Raw genomic sequence first — 17,577 nt, forward strand, 5'->3', positions numbered from 1 at the left:
TTTTCATTGCGGCAATCCCGGACTTCGCATACACGTGCATCGGAGAAGACCCACGAGAAACTCCGAACCATTCGCATGATTCGGACAATTCGCGGTTCCTCTTCCCCTCTCTGTTTCCGTGACTTCCGTGACTTCCGTGGTTCCTCTCAGATCCTGTAATTGATCGAAGCTCACACGAAATTGATGCGTCCGCTACGAAGCAGCATCACTCTTCGACGGGCTGACGGGGGGTCAGCAGGGAGACGACGATCAATGTCAGGAAGCCCAGTGGAATCGTCAGGATTCCCGGCTGGCTGAACGGGACCAGAAAGGGAGCATCGGCAGGGTTCAGGCCGTAGACGCTCTTGTAGGTGTCCGCGCTCAGCAGAATCCACGCCAGCGATGTGGTCATTCCCACGACGACAGCAGCGATAATCCCTTCTTTGGTGGTTCGCTTCCAGAACAGCAGCATCACCAGCGATGGGAGATTCGCTGAGGCCGCGACGCTGAATGCCCAGCCGACCAGGTACGCCACATTCAGCTTTTCAAAGACGATTCCCAGTACGATCGCGATGGCACCAATGATGACAGATGCAAATTTCGCGATGCGGACCTGCTCGGAATCGTTCAGCTTCAGCCCGCAGACTGCGTTGAGCAGGTCATGCGTCACCGCTCCGCTGGAAGCGAGAATCAAACCGCTCACTGTTCCCAGCACGGTGGTGAAGGCGATCGCAGAAATGATGGCAAACAGCCACTCGTTCATGCTTTTTGCAAGCAGCGGGGCAGCCATGTTGGAGTCGGTCACGTCCAAAGCTCCGCTGACCATGGCACCCAGACCCATGTACAGCGTCAGCACGTAAAAGAAGCCAATGGCCCCGATCCCTACGATCGTACTCTTCCTCGCACTGACTTCGTCCTTCACCGTGTAATACCGGATCAGAATGTGCGGCAGTGAAGCTGTTCCACAGAAGAGCGCGAGCATCAAAGAGATGAAGTTGATCTTGTCGGCGACCTTGTCGCTGCGAATCCCTTTGAAGGTCGGGCTGTTCCCCGGGAGGAGGATATCCGCTCCAGAGGTGGTCTTCTGATAGTAGACCGTGGTCTTGCTGCCGTCGCTTTCCTGAACGGTTTCGTTCGGCCACTGGACCACTTCGCTTCCATGCAGCTTCTGAAAGAAGTTGAGCGGTCCCAGCGGTCCGGTTTTTGTCTCCCCATCGGCCAGAGAACTGAGGAATCCGACCGGATGCAGTTCCGGTTCCCCTTTCTTCGTTCCCTTGGGAAGGCCGTTGACCAGGATCTTGTCTTCAGCGGTTTTGGTGAGCGTCTGGGCTTCCTTCAGCAGGACGTTTCCATCCGCCAGCTCCTCGACTCTCCAGGTGAGAATCTCCCGAGTCTCCGGGTTTTCGATGCGGATGTACGGAAGATCCATCCAGGCGGAGTCGGATGGGAGCAGCTCCTGTCCGGGCAGATTCTGAGCCAGCCAGGTGGCGTCGGTCAGATCTGATTCCGTGGCAGGTCCCAGCGTGCGGAACTGATGACCGTCGATCCCGCCATCCTTCACCGTGAGCCCCTGTTTCAGAATCATCAGGGTCAGGACGAAGCTGAAGACGACCAGAAGGGCTCCTTTGAGGAACTGCACGTAGGTCGTCGAGACCATCCCGGCGGAAACCACGATGATAATGACCGTCGCTCCGACGAGCGTGACTCCTTGCCAGTGAGAAAGTCCCAGCAGCGGCTGCACCAGGACACCTGCTCCGACCATTTGCGGAATCAGGTAGAACAGGCTGACGACAAGCGTACTGATGCCGACAGCGAGTTTGATTCCACGTGATTGAAATCGTGCATCCAGTGCATCGGCAAAGGTGAATTTCCCCAGCCGTTTGAGAGGTTCGGCCACCACAAACAGGGCGACGATCCAGCCGGCCAGATACCCGATCGAGTACAGGAAACCGTCATAGCCGTAGAATGCGATCATCCCGCAGATGCCGAGGAACGACGCTGCCGAAAGGTAATCGCCGGCGAAAGCGATGCCGTTGATGAACCAGGGGATCTGCCCGTGAGCAGTGAAGTAGCCTTTGGACGATTTGGCCCGGCTTCCCAGAAAGAAGCTCAGACCCATGGTCAGGCCGACAAACGCCATAAAGATGATGACGGCTGTCCAGTTTCGTTCGTAGATCATTTCTGCTCCTCCCGGCGATCTCCCTCAGGATGGCAGAAAAGCCCGTACAGCAACGACAGCAGCAAAGCGACAATAATCAGGGCGAAGCCGTAGAGGATCGCCAGATTCAGCCCGGCAACGGGAGTGATCTTCATCGTGTTGGGAGAAAAGGCGTTCAGCCCCACGAACCCCGCGTAGAACGCGAGATAGACTCCGAACAGCCACAGACCGACGCGCGCATTTCTTGACATCGTCCCCCACCCTCGCAGACCGATGAACCTCGCGATGAATGTAGTGGGCCGAACCCAAAGGGGAAAGGGGACGCTGATGGGTTGCTGCGTGAGGGGGATGAGATTCACCACGGAGGGACGGAGGCACGGAGAGGAAAAGGAACCGCGAATGGGGCGAATTGAACGAATGGCAGAGCGCGAGTTCTTGAAGTATCGGTCCTCATTTTCGGGGCGTTCACCCCCCAGACACAGATTCCTGTGTCTTAGAAGATTCCAGGAAGAACTCGGATACCCGAAAGGAAATTCGCCTGATTCGTTTGATTCGCGGTTTAAAATCCTCCGTGTCTCCGTGCCTCCGTGGTGAACTTTCAAATCGGTATGGACCGCCAGCGGACGAATGCGGTTCAAACTGCGACTGTTTGCCCTTTTCCCCGGATTCTCACCCCCTTACCATGGATTGGCGAGACCAGCGAGATTTTGACTATCCACAAGCATCGGGCCACAAGGATCAGGCATGGCGGAACTGAAGAGTCCGGGTACCGGAGAAGCGATCGACAAGCTCGGACGTGCCTACGAAGAGATTCGCTCGCAAATGTCAAAGACGGTCGTCGGTCAGACCGAAGTCATCGACCAGCTCCTGATCGCGTTATTCAGCCGCGGACACTGCCTGCTGGAAGGGGTCCCGGGTCTCGCCAAAACGCTGATGATCAACTCGCTGGCAAAGTGCCTGTCGATGACCTTCAGCCGCATTCAGTTCACTCCCGATCTGATGCCGGCGGACATCACCGGGACCGACGTGCTCGCCACCAACAAGGAAACGGGCGAACGGGAATTCAAATTCATCAACGGCCCCCTCTTTCACAACGTGGTGCTGGCAGATGAAATCAACCGGACTCCACCCAAGACGCAGTCCGCACTTCTGGAGGCGATGCAGGAGCGGCAGGTGACCGTCGGGATGAACCGGCATGTGCTCCCGCATCCGTTCTTCGTGCTGGCGACTCAAAACCCCATCGAGCAGGAAGGGACCTACCGACTTCCCGAAGCCCAGCAGGACCGCTTCATGTTCAAGGTCTTCGTCGATTATCCGTCGTACGAAGAAGAAAAGCTGATTGCGATGCAGACGACCGGGAACCGCTCAGCGGAGATCAAACCGGTGCTCAACGGTGAAGAAATCCTCGTGCTACAGGATCTCGTCCGGGAAGTTCCGATCACCGACCATCTGGTCGACTATGCTTTGGCACTTGTCCGTCAGACCCGCATTGGACAGGCGGGCGTGCCGAGCTTTGTCACCGAATGGCTCAGCTGGGGTGCCGGTCCGCGTGCGGTCCAGTATCTGATTCTCGGGGCGAAGGCTCGTGCGTTGCTGAAAGGCCGGACGTACGTGTCGACAGAGGATCTGCAGGCGGTGGCAGCTCCCGTGCTGCGACATCGCATCGTCACGAACTTCTCGGCGGAGAGTGAAGGAATCACCACCGACACCGTGATCAACAAGCTGATCGAGTCGACTCCTTCCAAGGAAGGGGAACTGACAACCGATCCCCGTATGAAAGCAATTTTCTCCGCTCCCAAAGCGAACTCGTAACCCGCTCTCATCAGATCGAATCGATAGATGTCCCAGCCTGAGATCGAACGCCGTCTGACTCCGGAAGCCCTCGCCCGGATTGCGCGGCTGGAGGTTCAGGCGCGGCACGTCGTCGAAGGGTTCATCTCCGGACAGCACCGCAGCCCCTTCTTTGGTCAATCCATTGAGTTCGTCCAGCACCGTGAATACGTCCCCGGCGATGACATTCGCCGCATCGACTGGAAAGTCTGGTCGAAGACGGACAAGTATTATCTGAAGCTGTACGAAGAAGAGACGAACCTGCGCACCACGATTCTCGTGGACGGCAGTGAGTCGATGCAGTTCGGATCGGGCAAATCGACCAAATACGATTACGCCTCGTCGGTCGCTGCAGCGCTGACCTATCTGCTGCTGCGGCAGCAGGACGCAGTCAGTCTTGCGGTTTTCGATGAAGAGCTTCGGTCCCGCGCCCCGTCTCGCAGCAGCCAGAATCATCTGGGCACCATCCTGTCCGTGCTGGCGATCGACACCCCGCGACGCAAAACGGACATGCTGGGGATCCTCAAACGCGTGGCGGATGAGAAGTCCCAGAAAGGGATGGTCGTTCTCATCTCCGACTTCTTCACCGACCGGGAAGAATTGTTCAAAGGTCTCAAGCTGTTGCGACAGCGGGGGCATGACGTCCTGTTGTTCCATGTGCTGGACGATGAAGAAATGGACTTCACGTTCGCCGGGACGACGAAATTCGAGGGGATGGAAGGGGCAGGGGACGTCACCTGCGATCCGAAGTCGCTTCGCGATGGTTATCTGGCGGCACTGCAGACCTTTCTGGAAGAACTGCGCCGCCGCTGTGCTCATAACGTGATCGACTATCAAACCATCCGCACGAGCACACCACTGGATGCAGCACTGCGGCATTACATGAATCATCGCATCGGCATGGGCGCGAAGCGGTGAGCGCCACCAAGACGGCTCACTCTGCATAAGTCCGCAGATACTGAGTCAGCTTCAGCTTTCTGCGTGTACTGTCGCTGGTCATGTAGCGGATCTTGCCAAAGATCGGACGTTCCGGACCCCAGGCCCGGTCGTAGCGTCCCAGCACCCAGAAGATTCCCGAATACGAATTCGGATTACGGCCGTCGACTGCGTATTTGTTGTTGAGCTCAATCATGAACTTCAACGCCTGCCGGGGTGATTCGGTCCATTCGAGGATCTTCTTTCCCCACAGCATTCTCAGGTAATTGTGCATGCGGCCTTCCCGCACCAGTTGACGCTGGGCCGCATTCCAGAGTTCGTCATCAGTCCGGGACTCTTCGAATTCCTCCAGCGTATACGTGACCTCACGCGGATCGTCGGCGTGTTCTTCCAGCGTCTTCCTGGCCCAGTCCGGAAGTGATTCGTAGCGATCGTAGTCATTCCGGAGTGAGCACATGTTGTAGCCCAGCTCCCGCCAGGTAATGAGCTCATCCAGAAAGCTTTCACTGGCAGGGCTCATGCCCCACCAGCCTTCGCGCGAACCGCTGGCTTTGCTGCTGACCTCCGCCGGGGTCCATTCTTCTCTGCGGGCGATCTTCGCAAAGATCTCGTGCGTCGAGATGTGGCCGAAATGGAGATAGGGAGACAGTCCGCTGGCAGCCGAATCATCAGGACTGTTCCGCTCTTCCGCGTACCGATCGAGATTGCGATTCAGAAACCGTGTGAGGGTTTTTCCGGCAGCTGTGGTCCCCCCATCGAATGCTGCCGGACCGACTCCGTGATCAATCTTCATTCCGGCCAATTCAGCGGGACCAGCCTTCAGAAGTTCATCGCTCGCCATCGGCCAGCGGGCGAGAATCTCTTCCGGCAGACTCGGCAGTCGTGGGAGATCCACATTGGCAAACGGATTCTTGACCGGCATCTGTTCAAAGTGTTTCGGCAGCTCTTTCTGCAGGAACCGTCGAAAGGCATACGCGGTCGGAAACAGATGATCCGTGGCCCGCAGCGGAAGCAGGCCGTTGGAGTCGATTCCCTCCATCAGTACGGGTGACATCCGTGACACAATCCGCAGCATCGCCGGCACGAAGAAGCAGGGAAAATCATCCGTGACAACCACGCACGATTTCTCAGCGAGCTTTTCCAGCAACCCGCTTCCATGCTGATGTTCGGGTTCCACATAGCAGTAATAGGTCGCGGGAAGTTCGCTGCAGGCGCGATGATTGTCCGCCATTCCCTGCATGACGAAACGATGAAGTCGATCGCTGGCCCAGCGGTAATTGATCCGCAACGCTTCCAGAATCACCAGGGGCTTGTTGAGTCGGACCGCCCACTCCACCGCCCGTTGGAGCGAAAAATTCCAGCGGACCCGTCGATTGGCGATCATCCAGTACAGCACGTAATCGCCCGACTCATTCAGGGAAGCTTGATTCAGCTCGCGAATTCGAAGAGGAGGGACAGCAGGGTCGCTCACGGGGTCTCTCCAGCAGGGTCGTTCTTCATCCCGGAAAAGTGAGCCCGAAGTTGTTGTTCACGAAATTCGAAGATCTTCCGGAGATCCCGCTGCACCACGAGAAAGTTGACGGCACGTCCGCCCCAGACATCGTAGACAACGTGATCCCGCGCGAGGACGCCGTCCGGATGAGGGTCAAACGTGTGGGTATGAATCCATTTGCGATACGGACCTGACAGCTGCGTGTCGACGAATGAATACGGAGGGTTCCAGGAGGTGATTTCCGTTCGCCAGTGGATCGGAATTCCGTGCAGACGAATCCGGTACTCGATGAGGGTCCCCTGCCGCATGTGAATCGGTTCAGGAGTGAGGATACGAAAGTTCAACCACGCAGGAGTAATCGCTTCCAGATTGCCGGCATGTGAAAAGAAGTCGAAGGCAGCTGGCAACGACGTCGGGAGGATCTGCTCAGTGGTCAGGATCCACTCGTGTTGGTGTCGGCGGATCTCAATCATCGTGCATGCAGCCGAAATTGTCGGGAGAAGTTGACGCTGCCGGGCAGTGTAGATGGCTTCCGTCATGCGATCATGGGGTGTCGCCAAGAATTTGTGAAAAGCTTCGTGCGCCCAGAAGGAGATTTCTCCGGCAGAGCGATCAGGAATGGCGAGGGAGAGGTGAGAGGGTGGTGCCTTCGCGAAGGGGTCGATTTGGCACGCGATGCAAGTTCTCTGCTGAAAACGGGTTGCAGAAATGTGTTATTTTACTCTGGTCGACTCACAAAGCAATCGTTAGTGTGCTAACTATTCGAGTGCGAAGTGTTTCGTTCCCGTGACAGATCCAGCACGTGACCATTCAATACGACTTCAACGCCAGCGTCGGCTACTGGGCGACCATCGTGAGCATCGCGTTCCGCCGTGCTCTCAACGATGAACTTGCGCCGCTGGGGATCACCCACCGGCAGGCTCAGGTCCTGGCGTGGCTGGTTCACGAAGGGAACCTGTCCCAGTGCGAGCTCGCCAGTCGGATGGATATCGAGGCCAGCACGTTGACCGGAATTCTGGACCGCATGGAGCATGCAGGCTGGCTGGAACGCATCGCCTGCGTGGAAGATCGACGTAGGAAGATCATCCAGATGGCGCCGGAGGCTGCACCGGTCTGGGAAAAAATTGCGGAGTGTGCCATCAGAGTCCGGACCCGGGCCACAGCCGGTCTCGATGAGGCCCAGGCCGATCAGCTGCGTTCGATGCTGGAGATCGTCCATCAGAATCTGATTCAGCAGGGGGCACAGGCTCCCGCAGCGGATGCGAACTGCCAATCACACACTCAAGGGGTGTGGGTGCAATGAATCGCCGGTCAGAGAATTGATCCAGTGAAGTCAGCCGGGACGGGTCGGTGAGTTTGCCGACGCTTGCGGGAAGCACGTCCGCAAACCGTCCCGGCATTTTTTATTTCACGTTCTGTCGTAGAAACGTGTCCGCTGGTAAGGCTTTAGGTGGGGTGTGAGCGGGCGGAAATGTCTCTCTGTGCAATTTCCGTGGAGTCACTAAGATGCGCACACTCACACCGTTCGAATTCGTTCGCAGGCAATTCACTTCATGATCCCCCGAGCAATCACTCCGGACCTGCTGCAGAACAGCCCCAGGGTCTTTCAGGATCTGTGCCTGTATGTGAATGAAACCCGGAATCGGCTGGATCGCTCTGCGCTCGCGGACTACCCCAGTGGGCTGAGGCACCTGCTGCTGGTGGTCGACATGGATGATGCTGTCCACGCTGGGGGCCTGTGGGGATATCTGGGGGACATCACCAACGACGACGGTACAATTACCGAAATCGACGAGGTGATTCGCATCCTGAAATATGTCGGCGCGAACCGGATCGCAGCCATTCTGGAAGAGGCACTGGAAGTCTGGAAAGAGTTCCTGGCTTCTTACCTGCCTGCCCGCTGTCGGGTGAACAAGAAAAGCTTTGACGAGTTTCAGCTCTCACGTGTCACTCGAGACAGTATGGAACGCCAGCTCGATCCCCTCGACGATGAGTTCTACGAGTCCCACTTTGAGCTCGCCGAAACGATCGGAGCCTACGCCCGGGCACACGCGAACGAGTTCATCCACCCTGCGGTCTGACTTGGATGGCGCTATGCCAATAAAAAACGGCGAGTATCGCACTCGCCGTTCGGGCCCTTGTTCAGATGATGAATCCGCTTACCGCACGCGGCACTGGAAGGAGACGAATCCGCCCGTCTTGCCCTTGAGCGGTTCATCGAATTCGAAGGTCAGCAGCTTGCCTCCCAGCCCATTGTCATCGACATCCACTTTGCCGTTGAGATTCGAACTGATGGAGTCTTCGACATAGGCCAGTCGCGGTGACAGGTTGTCGACGATCCGGACGCTGGTGAGGTCCCGTTCGCCGACGTTATCGAACCGGATGGTGAACGTGACGATGTCGCCGGGATGAGCGGAGCCGCGATCAGCGACTTTCACGAGCTTCAGGTCGCCGGGAGTCCGCTTGTCTTCCACGCCGGTGTAGTCCTGCGCGGTGAAGCGACCTTGAACCAGCTGTCCACCTTCATCCTTCGCGACGATGATCGGTCGACGGCCATCCGCCCATTCCTGGGCAGCGGTTACCCCCTGCGCGATGACAGCGTGATTCGCCAGTTCGAACTGACCTTCCCGCAGGAAGCGGAAGTCCTCATAGGCGTTCAGCAGCTTGACGTGATTTTCCGCTGCCTGTGTCTGATGGATCTGGCCTTCGATTTTATTGTCGTTGATGCCGCTGGCACGAGCCCGCATCGCAACACCCAGTGCTTCATCCGTCTGGGTCTTTTCATCCACCACCATCTTGGTTTCAAGCCCCCCTGCGGAAGCCTGATCCTGATGGCCCGCCGCCTTGGCGACCTGACGGCCGGTTTCAGGAAGCGTCGCTGAGCTGACAGAACCGAACCGGGGAGCGTACACACAGGCCTGCGTACTGGGTTTCATGTGAAAGGCGCCGGTGTCGTCCTTGTATTCCGCGATGGTGTCTTCGACGTCCAGCCCCGCGCGATCCCGTCCTTCGTAATGAACGGGAGTTCCTTTGTCTCCGCCGTCACAGACAAACTCGTCTTTCGAAGGCTCGGAACCCGGAAACGGCCGGGCGGCACACGGGGCAGTGGGAGGACAGTTCCCCCCGGGAGGACTGAGGTTGACCGGAATGGGAGGGCAGGCATTTGAAGCACTGGCCACCTGTGGGTTCAGCGGAGCTCGAGGCTCATCCGGAAACTGAAAGGGTTCTGTCGACTTCGGCGCCGATTTCGCAAACGGGTCAACTTCTTCGTTGGATGCCTGCTGAATCGTTGACTTGGCGAACGGATCATCCCCTTTGGCGATCAGGCCCAGCACCTCTTCCGAAGAGGTTTCTGGTTTTGCATCGGTCTCTGGTTTCTCCCCCTTCTTCTCGGCATGTGCCAGGGGTTCGACTTTCTTCTGATCCTTCTTGGCAGCAGCGTACGCGTGCTTGACCTCAGGGGCCTCTTCCGTCTTTTCTTCGGTGGAAGCGACGGGAGGCTGGTCCCCTTTGCGGAAGGTGTCCTGGACGTACTTGCTGGCGGAGCTGCAGGAAGAGGTGCAGATCACCAGACCCAGAGCAGCCATGCGCGGCCAGCGTGCGTTCCAGAGAATCCGATTCATCATGCTGGGCGTCCGGTCACAGCTCTGGTCCATGCCAGCGGTCTGCGGTCGGTGGGCGTTTTTGAGAATTCGTTCGTAGAAAGACATAATTGGCGATCCGTCTCTTGGAGGTCCGTTCCTGAAGTCACGGTGTCGTCAGCATCAATGGCGACTGGCTGAAAAACTCATCGGTGGGTGATCGTGGGTCGGGAATGCGTCCGCCGATTCGCACGATCGCAAGCGGGCGGCCCCGTTGATCCGCAGCCTGCAGCAGGTTTTCATTGGGCTTGAGTGTCTCGGCCCGGATCGTGGTTTCCTGTTCGACCGGGAATGCGAGGTCCGGCTCTTCCAGATAAATCACTTTCGTCACCATCCGGTCCTGCAGCACGATTTCAATTTCGTCTTCGCTGAGCTCCACCGGGATGGGAAACTCCTGGGCCAGGTTGGCCGGAGCATGCAGACGATCGATCAGTTCGACCGTCGGGTACAGTTCCACTCCCGGGTATTCGGGGAGATCGCTGATGCGAAAGCGATAGACGTAACCGACTCCCATTCCGACTTGTGCGGGGGCTGCCATGTGGATGGGATTGTTTGGTGAACCCGAATAGAACGTCACGGTTCCGCTGCTGGGGAGACGCACCTGCACCGGTTGTGGGATCCCCGCTGTTCCCGGCCTGATGATGGCACTCCAGCGTCCCGCCATCCCCGTGGGGGCACGATGATCGAGCGGCTGATGACGCTCTTGAGCCTGACCGGTCGTTGCCGAGAGACCGGCACAGATGCTTAAGATCAGGATCAGGGGTGTTGTGTTGAATCGGCACATGAGACGATTGATAACATTGACCAAGGCGTATCTGACGGTGAGCGGGAGATGTCAATCTCCCGATGAATGCGAAAATCGGGGGACTGACGTCCCCCGCTCGCTGCTGATACTTACTGCTGAGGTGCTGCCCAGGCAGGCATGGACAATTCCCCCTGCTGATACTCCGGGTGCTTCTCGGTGTACTGGATGTACCGAACCGGTTCCGGCAGGCTCAGGCCAGGTTCATGTCGCACATCGATGAGCATGTGGTCCACCGGTCGCGGGATGTCGTAATCCGTGGTGTTACGAACAGTGTGAGACTTCAGGCCAGCGGGGCGTCCGTAAGGAATGTGCGGAGGGCCCGGAAGACCGATCGGGGTCCCCGTGATCGGGTAGCCGTACATTGGAACGCCATTCACTCCAGCGATGGGATCGTAAGGAGGCTGGCCGGGACCTGCAGGACCACCCACCATCAGATCTCCAGGAACTCCCGGAACTCCGCCTGGCTGGCCGATTCCCTGATACCCGCCGACGGGGACCGGAGCGATGAACTGACCGGTTTCTCCGCTCACCTGAGCGATGTTGCTCCCTTCCTGACCATTCTGGCCGACCTGCAGACCCTGGGCACCGGGCATTTCCAGGTCCATGTTCCCCATGCGGATGACGGCCATGATGGTTCCGCGACGATCTGCTTCCGCGACCGGATCAAGCCCTGGTCCCAGGCGAGTCGAAACCAGTTCTTCCACTCCGGCAATCGCCAGTTCCTGGAAGCGTGCATCCGGCAGATAGATCACCTTGGTCACGAAGTTGTTGGTTTCCACCTGATCCAGATCTTCATCCGTGATTCGCAGCGGCAGAGCATTGTGCTCGAGATAAGCAGCGGTCTGCGGCATGGTCGGATAGATATGCAGAGAAGGATAAAGGACGAGACCTTCGCGGCCGGGAATGTTCGAGAACTTCAAGCGATAGGTGGCACCCTGGATGAAGTTGTAACGGTCCGGAGCCATCAGCTGGGCTTCGGCGAAGGTGGGGCCGATCTGCCAGCCAATGCTCATCCCCTCGGGCCCGAGGAAACGAACCTGTGATGTCCGCGGAGGAGTCGCAGGCACCATGGCCATGCCTCCGCCGGGGTATCCACCCATCCCTGGAGGCGGGCAGCCTGGGCCCATCATTCCCGGGGGAGGATACGAAGCTCCTGTCACACCGCCAGGTCCAGCTGCCTGTCCGGCTGTCAGCATCACGCCCGGACCGGGACCACCGACCATTGGGCCAGGTGCGGCCAGCATCGCTGCCGGAGGTGCATGATATTCGTTTTTGTGGAGCGCCTGCTGTCCGTCGACGGCGCAACCCACACAGACGATGAGCAAAGTGCCCAATGCCAGAAAATAAAGTCTCATCGCGAATCCTCTTCTGAGTGCAGCGTCAAACGCAAATTTTGGGGTGAATCTCATCGGAAACACTGCAATAACAGAGCGCTCTGGAAGCCATTTCACCGGGCGAGCAGGAGACGTCAGCCTCCCGATTCAAAATTCCACCGGGAGATTCACACCTCCCGCTCGCCGGATGGAATCTGCTTTGGCAGGTTCACTCCGGATTGCCGTCGACCAACCTTCCCGAAACTGGCTAAAATCGCCGCAGCCGCGAACCTGAAGGCTCGCGACATTTCGGAAATTCGTCCGGGACGTCGATCGATGAAGCCCGGACAACCCTTTTGTCCTCTTCTGTTTTCGGATCAGTACCGCTGCAATCTTTGGAAAATCCGTCATTTTCAGGACAACATGAAAAACTTACCCACATTGACAATCGCTCTTTTCCTCCTCGGGCTCGGCGGATTCCAGGTCGCATCCGCATGGCAGGCCAAACCGGAACAGGCGGAATCCGAGGCTGATGACAGCACTGAAAGTGTGAATGTCGAATCACTTACGAAAAACGATCCAGAGGCGGTCGCGCTCGTTCAGCAGGCCCGCAACAAGCTGTTTGAACGGCAATCCGTGCAGGCCGAAATGGCTGAGATCGTCACGTTAGGAACCGACACCTTCCGCTCGACCGGTTCCTATGCCTCTGCGACCGGCTTCCGATATCGACTCGAATATCAGGTCGAACTCGCGGACCTGCAGGGGAATTTCCTCGAAGTCTGTGACGGTCAGGTTCTGCACACCCGGCGTCAGATCAGCGAAGTCAAACCCGCCCTCACTTCGACTGTCGCTCCTCAAGTCGAATTGAGCCGTCGCGACATTCAAAAGATCCGCCGCGAAGCCATGGTGATCAAGGACTCGACTCAGGGAGAGGCACTGGCAGACGCATTGCGTGCTGCCGAGGTCGGAATCGGTGGGTTGCCTGCGGTACTGGCCTCGCTGGAGCGGAGCATGATTTTCGCGGCCGTTCGCCCAGAAACTGTGGAAGGACGCGAATTTCTGGTTGTTCAGGGGCACTGGAAAGCGGATCGACGCGAGCGTCTGTTTGCGGGATTGGGAGCTGCCGGCGGTCAAATGGCAGGATTCATGCCCGATCTCGTCCGCATTTACATTGCTCGTGACACACTCTTCCCGGAAAAGTTTCTGTACCTGAAGAAGGCATCCAAGGACTCCAAGACGTATCGACCACTGGTTGCTGTCGAGTTCCGAAACGTAGTTTTGGATCAGCCGATTCCCGAACGGATGTTTGTTTACGTCGCCCCTCCGGGAGTCGAGGAAAAGGACGACACGGCCGCGTTTCTTGAAGGGATGCGACAGACTGTCGAGCCTTCAGCTGCAAAATGAGGCCTCCAGAATGCGTTTAGCCACGCACCTGGAATGCGTGGCTAAACAAAGTGGCAGGTCACATTTTCAGATCACGGCGTATCGACCGGTTCTGTCAGTGCGGGAAGCGGTTCTTCCAGTTTCGGGATCGGACTGGACTGAGTCGAATTCGAGGACTCAGCGGGCGTCGGAACTGCCCCCGGCATTGCCTGTGGTGCGGTGTAGTACACTCCTCCCACCGGCGAGGGAGATGCGAACGGTTCAGGGACCGATTCCAGCACACCGGAGCCGTCGATCGCGTGATTACGGGCATCCGCGTTGTGCTTCGCGTCACGATACGCTTCCGGATTCCACGGACCTTCCGACATGTAAATCGAGTTGTGCGTGAGGATCGTTCCTTTGCGGTACTCCATGTCGTTCAACGCCTGGTTGTACTGCACAAGGCTTTGGTAGTAGGCAACTTCCGCCTCAGCCTGTCGTAGCTGTGCACGCAGCAGTTCGTCCAGAAGGATGGTTCCTTCACGGATGTTGGGTTCCAGGTATTTCACGTTTTCCCGGGCTGCGATCATACGATTCATGTTCGTTTCGGCAGCGGCGTATGCGCGGGACACTTCCTGGAACGAAACCGCCAGTTCGTGCGTGATTTCCTTTTCCTGCTCGGCGAGAACTCGCTGCGCTTTGGCGACGCGGAGTTCATAGTTTCTCACCTGCGACATGGCAGCACGGAAACCTATGGCCCAGTTGAAGTTGAATCCCAGATTCCAGCCAGTCTGGTTCCCGGCGGTCATGTTCTCATAGAAGTTCCCGGTCGGGACGGTCTGGTTGTATCCGATCAGGTCGTTGCCGAAGCCGTTCACCTGATAACCGCTCACGAAGTTCAACTGGGGTTTCACCAGGCTTTTCGCAGCTTCCAGCTGCAGTTCCATACTCTTCAGATTCCATTTCTGAGTACGGAGCTCGACGCGGCGCGTGAGGGAATCCGTCAGGCAGGTGTACCAATCCGGAATGAGCTGGGCTGTGACCGGTTCATCCAGCGGACGAAGCGTGGTGCCGTCGTTCGCGGGGAGTCCGATCAGTCGCCGCAGTCGAATTTCGGTGGTGAAAATGTTGGAACGGGCATTGATGGAGGCAGCGTCCGTCGCAAAATACTGGTCACGGGCCTGAGCCACTTCCGCACGGGTTCGCACCCCTCCCTGCAATTGCAGGTCAGCGATGCGCCAGGTCAGCAGGGACGATTCCTTGGCGGTGACAGCCGTGTGATAAGCCCGGTACGCCTGATAAAGGTTCCAGTAGGAGTCTTCAATATCCCGTACGAGGATCTGCAGGTTCGTCTCGAACTCTGAGATCGTGATGTCTTCGTTGATTCTGGAGATCAAAACCCCTTGGGAAACACCGGTTAATCCCCCGAATTGCTGTCCGATCGGACCCGCGATTCGTGTGAATTCCGTTCCGGCACCCGCCAATAACGGCAGGGTGTAGTTGATGCCGGTCGCCCCCGCATAGGACGAGGGGTAGTTCACGATGGGAGAGCTGGTTCCCAGGTAATTCACGTTTTCGTAAACGCTGATCTGTCCCCCGTTCGCCATCGTTTTCGAGAGCGTGGCATTAAATGCCCCCGTCTCATTATTAATGACAGTGAAGGGGTTCAGGCCGATGGTGCTGTTCTGCGTCGTGCTGTTCCGGCCCCAGACCATGCTGGACGCCAGCTGTGCGTCAAACGCAGAAAGTGCCGCTTCCACACCACGGCTTCCGAAGAGCACTCCGGAGGCCTGAATTGCCGGGTCGTACACAGACGGTACAAACTGCGGCGACGCCAGTAACGGGTTCCCGTTGGTCAGGAACGCACCGGCAGTCCGTATGACCTGGCTGTTCTGAAGCCCCACCTGAATGGTCTCGGCCAGACTGATTTCCCGAATCGGAATTTCATCCGTTTCGAGAATCGTATGGGGAGGCTCAGTCCCGGTGACTTCACTGGGAAGCGGCTCATCGACGTTAGGAAACGCAACGTCCATCGCATGGCTGCGATAGAGCTCGCGTTTTTCCTTACCGAGGTAAGTCACGTCACTCCGATCACGGACGCAACCAGAGACCAGCGTTCCCGCCAGAGCTGTGATTGCCGTGAATTTTCTGAATCGTTCTCGATTGCCCCTGCGCATTGAATATCGCTCCTGGCGGCAAAATCCCTTCTGCACGTACAGGAACTATCGTCCGCTCAGGCGTCAGGCGATGATTGATTCCTTCGTTCGACAATGTCGATATAGGGCATTCCCAGTGCTTTCTTTACCAGAATTGCCTCGCCTGCGTCGTTTCCCTCGACTGCGTGACCGGCAAACTGAAGTGCGTAACCGAGGAGAAAAGAGCCCAGTGCCCACCACCACGGTCGCTCCTGCACCAGAAAAATGATGGGTAAAATGAATGTGACGGGTAATCCGATCACATGCAGCAGCTGGTTGACCGGATGTCTATGCCGGTCGATATAGTTCAACAGGAAACGACGAATCACCGGACACCTGAAAGTTCGTGAATGGACTCGTAGACCGCGCGGGGCAGATTCGCTCCCTTCCGAGTATGATCTTCGAATTCGTCGGCATCAATCACGAATATTGCCTAAACTTCCAGTGCTGCCAACTTCGCCGCGGAAGATATCGGTTGCACATGCCTGACCCCAGAGAACGTAGAGTCCTCCTTTGATCGAACCTGTTCAGCCCCCTCCGCTTCCTGTCCCCATCGATCACTCCCGCCGTCCGATCGTCGTGGTTGGAGGTGGTGTGATCGGCGCATCCTGTGCGCATTCGCTGGCCGAGGCGGGTGCCCCCGTGCTTCTCCTGGACAAGGGGGAATTTGGTCAGGGATGCTCGCACGGAAACTGCGGATACGTTTCCCCCAGTCATATCCTCCCGCTTTGCAAACCTGGCGCGATCGGTGCGTCGCTGCGAACTCTCTTGCGGCGGAATTCGCCGTTTCAGTTGCGATTTCAGTGGAGCTGGCAATTCTGGTCATGGATGTGGCGATTCGCACGCCATTGCAACCAGATCGATATGATTCACGCGGGACATGCCCGGCACGCGCTGCTCACAGCTTCTCGCGAACTGTACAGTTCCATGATCGCTTCTGGAGTTCTCAGGGACTGTGAGTGGGAGACGAAGGGATTGCTCTTCGTGCATCAGTCTCAGGAGCACTTCGACAAGTTTGCTGACACGGATGCCCTGCTTCGCAAGGAATTCGGACTGGGGGCCAAAGCGATCGCCGAGCCCGATCTGCTCAAGCTCGAACCGACCCTGAAACCCGGAATCGCTGGTGCCTGGTTCTATGAGTGCGACGCTCACCTCCGACCTGACAAGTTGATGGACGCCTGGCAGGCCCGGCTGGTCTCGGATGGAGTCAGCCTGCGGGAACGTTGCGAACTGATTGACATTGAACAGGGAGACAGCGGAGTCTCTGCAGTCATTACCACTGCAGGACGGATCGAAGTCGATCAGGTCGTCTTCGCCACCGGGGCGTGGACACGACTCATGAAGAAGCAGTTGCGGATTCCCCTTCCGATTGAACCGGGCAAGGGATACTCGATCACGATGCGTCGCCCGAATCGATGTCCGAAGTATCCGATGATCTTTGAAGATCATCGAGTTGCCGTGACTCCGTTCGCGTCCGGGTTTCGCGTCGGCTCCACCATGGAATTTGCCGGCTTCGACCCGTCACTCAAGCCCGCACGCCTCAAGCTTCTGACAGACGCTGCTCGACGTTATCTACACGAACCGCTCACTGAACCGTTCCTCGAAAAATGGTCTGGATGGCGACCGATGAGCGCTGACGGCGTCCCGCTGATCGGACGCATTCCTCACTTGAAGAATGCCTGGATTGCCGCTGGGCACAGCATGCTGGGGGTTTCCATGGCTCCCAGTACCGGCCGCTTGATCGCCGAACTGATCACAGGCCGGCATCCGCATGTCGATCCGCATCCTTACCGGGTCGATCGATTCTGAATCAAAAAATCACGGCAGCACCTGACGTTGGTCGGATGCTGCCGTTTGAATGTTTGA

The 17,577-nt window shown here is 57.5% G+C and carries 15 protein-coding genes; 6 read left to right on the forward strand and 9 right to left on the reverse strand.

The window, feature by feature from the left end; translation table 11 throughout:
- Positions 1-205: 205 nt before the first annotated feature.
- Positions 206-2,158 (reverse strand): solute symporter family protein, encoded by a 1,953-nt coding sequence (locus SH661x_RS03455; RefSeq protein WP_437228044.1) that lies wholly within the window; start codon positions 2,156-2,158, stop codon positions 206-208.
- Entirely contained in the window at positions 2,155-2,388 is a 234-nt protein-coding gene (locus tag SH661x_RS03460) for a DUF485 domain-containing protein (protein WP_437228046.1), read from the reverse strand. The genes SH661x_RS03455 and SH661x_RS03460 overlap by 4 nt, the downstream gene beginning before the upstream one ends.
- A 493-nt stretch (positions 2,389-2,881) precedes the next feature.
- Between SH661x_RS03460 and SH661x_RS03465 the strand changes: the two genes are divergently transcribed.
- Entirely contained in the window at positions 2,882-3,949 is a 1,068-nt protein-coding gene (locus SH661x_RS03465) for an AAA family ATPase (protein WP_437228048.1), read from the forward strand.
- 27 nt (positions 3,950-3,976) lie between these two features.
- A complete protein-coding gene (locus tag SH661x_RS03470; protein WP_437228050.1) occupies positions 3,977-4,885 on the forward strand; it encodes a DUF58 domain-containing protein in 909 nt (302 codons plus the stop codon).
- A 16-nt stretch (positions 4,886-4,901) separates the two neighbouring features.
- On the opposite strand, the gene SH661x_RS03475 is transcribed toward SH661x_RS03470, so the two are convergent.
- On the reverse strand, positions 4,902-6,374 hold the full coding sequence (locus SH661x_RS03475; RefSeq protein WP_437228052.1) for a deoxyribodipyrimidine photolyase: 1,473 nt from the start codon (positions 6,372-6,374) through the stop codon (positions 4,902-4,904).
- Positions 6,371-6,955, reverse strand: coding sequence for an SRPBCC family protein (locus SH661x_RS03480; RefSeq protein WP_437228054.1), 585 nt, complete (start codon positions 6,953-6,955; stop codon positions 6,371-6,373). The genes SH661x_RS03475 and SH661x_RS03480 overlap by 4 nt, the downstream gene beginning before the upstream one ends.
- A 242-nt stretch (positions 6,956-7,197) precedes the next feature.
- On the opposite strand from SH661x_RS03480, the gene SH661x_RS03485 reads away from it, so the two are divergent.
- Entirely contained in the window at positions 7,198-7,698 is a 501-nt protein-coding gene (locus SH661x_RS03485) for a MarR family winged helix-turn-helix transcriptional regulator (RefSeq protein ID WP_437228056.1), read from the forward strand.
- Between the two features lie 250 nt (positions 7,699-7,948).
- Positions 7,949-8,476 carry a DMP19 family protein gene (locus SH661x_RS03490; protein WP_437228058.1) on the forward strand — a complete coding sequence of 176 codons (528 nt, stop codon included), beginning with the start codon at positions 7,949-7,951 and terminating at the stop codon, positions 8,474-8,476.
- 78 nt (positions 8,477-8,554) lie between these two features.
- On the opposite strand, the gene SH661x_RS03495 is transcribed toward SH661x_RS03490, so the two are convergent.
- The 3 genes from SH661x_RS03495 to SH661x_RS03505 all read right to left on the reverse strand — a co-directional run bounded on the left by SH661x_RS03495 (position 8,555) and on the right by SH661x_RS03505 (position 12,196).
- Positions 8,555-10,105, reverse strand: coding sequence for a hypothetical protein (locus SH661x_RS03495; protein WP_437228060.1), 1,551 nt, complete (start codon positions 10,103-10,105; stop codon positions 8,555-8,557).
- Positions 10,106-10,142: 37 nt separating this feature from the next.
- A complete protein-coding gene (locus tag SH661x_RS03500) occupies positions 10,143-10,820 on the reverse strand; it encodes a hypothetical protein (RefSeq protein ID WP_437228062.1) in 678 nt (225 codons plus the stop codon).
- Between the two features lie 110 nt (positions 10,821-10,930).
- Positions 10,931-12,196, reverse strand: a complete 1,266-nt coding sequence (locus SH661x_RS03505; RefSeq protein WP_437228064.1) for a hypothetical protein — start codon at positions 12,194-12,196, stop codon at positions 10,931-10,933.
- Positions 12,197-12,577: 381 nt separating this feature from the next.
- Between SH661x_RS03505 and SH661x_RS03510 the strand changes: the two genes are divergently transcribed.
- Positions 12,578-13,558 carry a hypothetical protein gene (locus SH661x_RS03510; protein WP_437228066.1) on the forward strand — a complete coding sequence of 327 codons (981 nt, stop codon included), beginning with the start codon at positions 12,578-12,580 and terminating at the stop codon, positions 13,556-13,558.
- Positions 13,559-13,629: 71 nt separating this feature from the next.
- Here SH661x_RS03510 and SH661x_RS03515 read toward each other — a convergent pair whose 3' ends face one another.
- Both SH661x_RS03515 and SH661x_RS03520 read right to left on the reverse strand, forming a co-directional pair.
- A complete protein-coding gene (locus tag SH661x_RS03515) occupies positions 13,630-15,693 on the reverse strand; it encodes a TolC family protein (RefSeq protein ID WP_437228068.1) in 2,064 nt (687 codons plus the stop codon).
- A gap of 56 nt (positions 15,694-15,749) precedes the next feature.
- Positions 15,750-16,040, reverse strand: coding sequence for an Mpo1-like protein (locus tag SH661x_RS03520; protein WP_437228070.1), 291 nt, complete (start codon positions 16,038-16,040; stop codon positions 15,750-15,752).
- A 184-nt stretch (positions 16,041-16,224) separates the two neighbouring features.
- Between SH661x_RS03520 and SH661x_RS03525 the strand changes: the two genes are divergently transcribed.
- Positions 16,225-17,520: an NAD(P)/FAD-dependent oxidoreductase gene (locus SH661x_RS03525; RefSeq protein WP_437228072.1), complete on the forward strand. Its 1,296-nt coding sequence runs from the start codon at positions 16,225-16,227 to the stop codon at positions 17,518-17,520.
- Positions 17,521-17,577 lie beyond the last annotated feature (57 nt).

It is taken from the genome of Planctomicrobium stercoris, from assembly GCF_051465655.1.
In the GTDB taxonomy this organism is placed as follows: Bacteria; Planctomycetota; Planctomycetia; order Planctomycetales; family Planctomycetaceae; genus Planctomicrobium.

Coding starts and splice junctions, on each gene's coding strand:
- SH661x_RS03515 (WP_437228068.1), bottom strand. CDS start 15,693: ATGCGCAGGGGCAATCGAGAACGATTCAGAAAATTCACGGCAATCACA.
- SH661x_RS03455 (WP_437228044.1), bottom strand. CDS start 2,158: ATGATCTACGAACGAAACTGGACAGCCGTCATCATCTTTATGGCGTTT.
- SH661x_RS03470 (WP_437228050.1), top strand. CDS start 3,977: ATGTCCCAGCCTGAGATCGAACGCCGTCTGACTCCGGAAGCCCTCGCC.
- SH661x_RS03460 (WP_437228046.1), bottom strand. CDS start 2,388: ATGTCAAGAAATGCGCGCGTCGGTCTGTGGCTGTTCGGAGTCTATCTC.
- SH661x_RS03495 (WP_437228060.1), bottom strand. CDS start 10,105: ATGTCTTTCTACGAACGAATTCTCAAAAACGCCCACCGACCGCAGACC.
- SH661x_RS03465 (WP_437228048.1), top strand. CDS start 2,882: ATGGCGGAACTGAAGAGTCCGGGTACCGGAGAAGCGATCGACAAGCTC.
- SH661x_RS03500 (WP_437228062.1), bottom strand. CDS start 10,820: ATGTGCCGATTCAACACAACACCCCTGATCCTGATCTTAAGCATCTGT.
- SH661x_RS03490 (WP_437228058.1), top strand. CDS start 7,949: ATGATCCCCCGAGCAATCACTCCGGACCTGCTGCAGAACAGCCCCAGG.
- SH661x_RS03505 (WP_437228064.1), bottom strand. CDS start 12,196: ATGAGACTTTATTTTCTGGCATTGGGCACTTTGCTCATCGTCTGTGTG.
- SH661x_RS03510 (WP_437228066.1), top strand. CDS start 12,578: ATGAAAAACTTACCCACATTGACAATCGCTCTTTTCCTCCTCGGGCTC.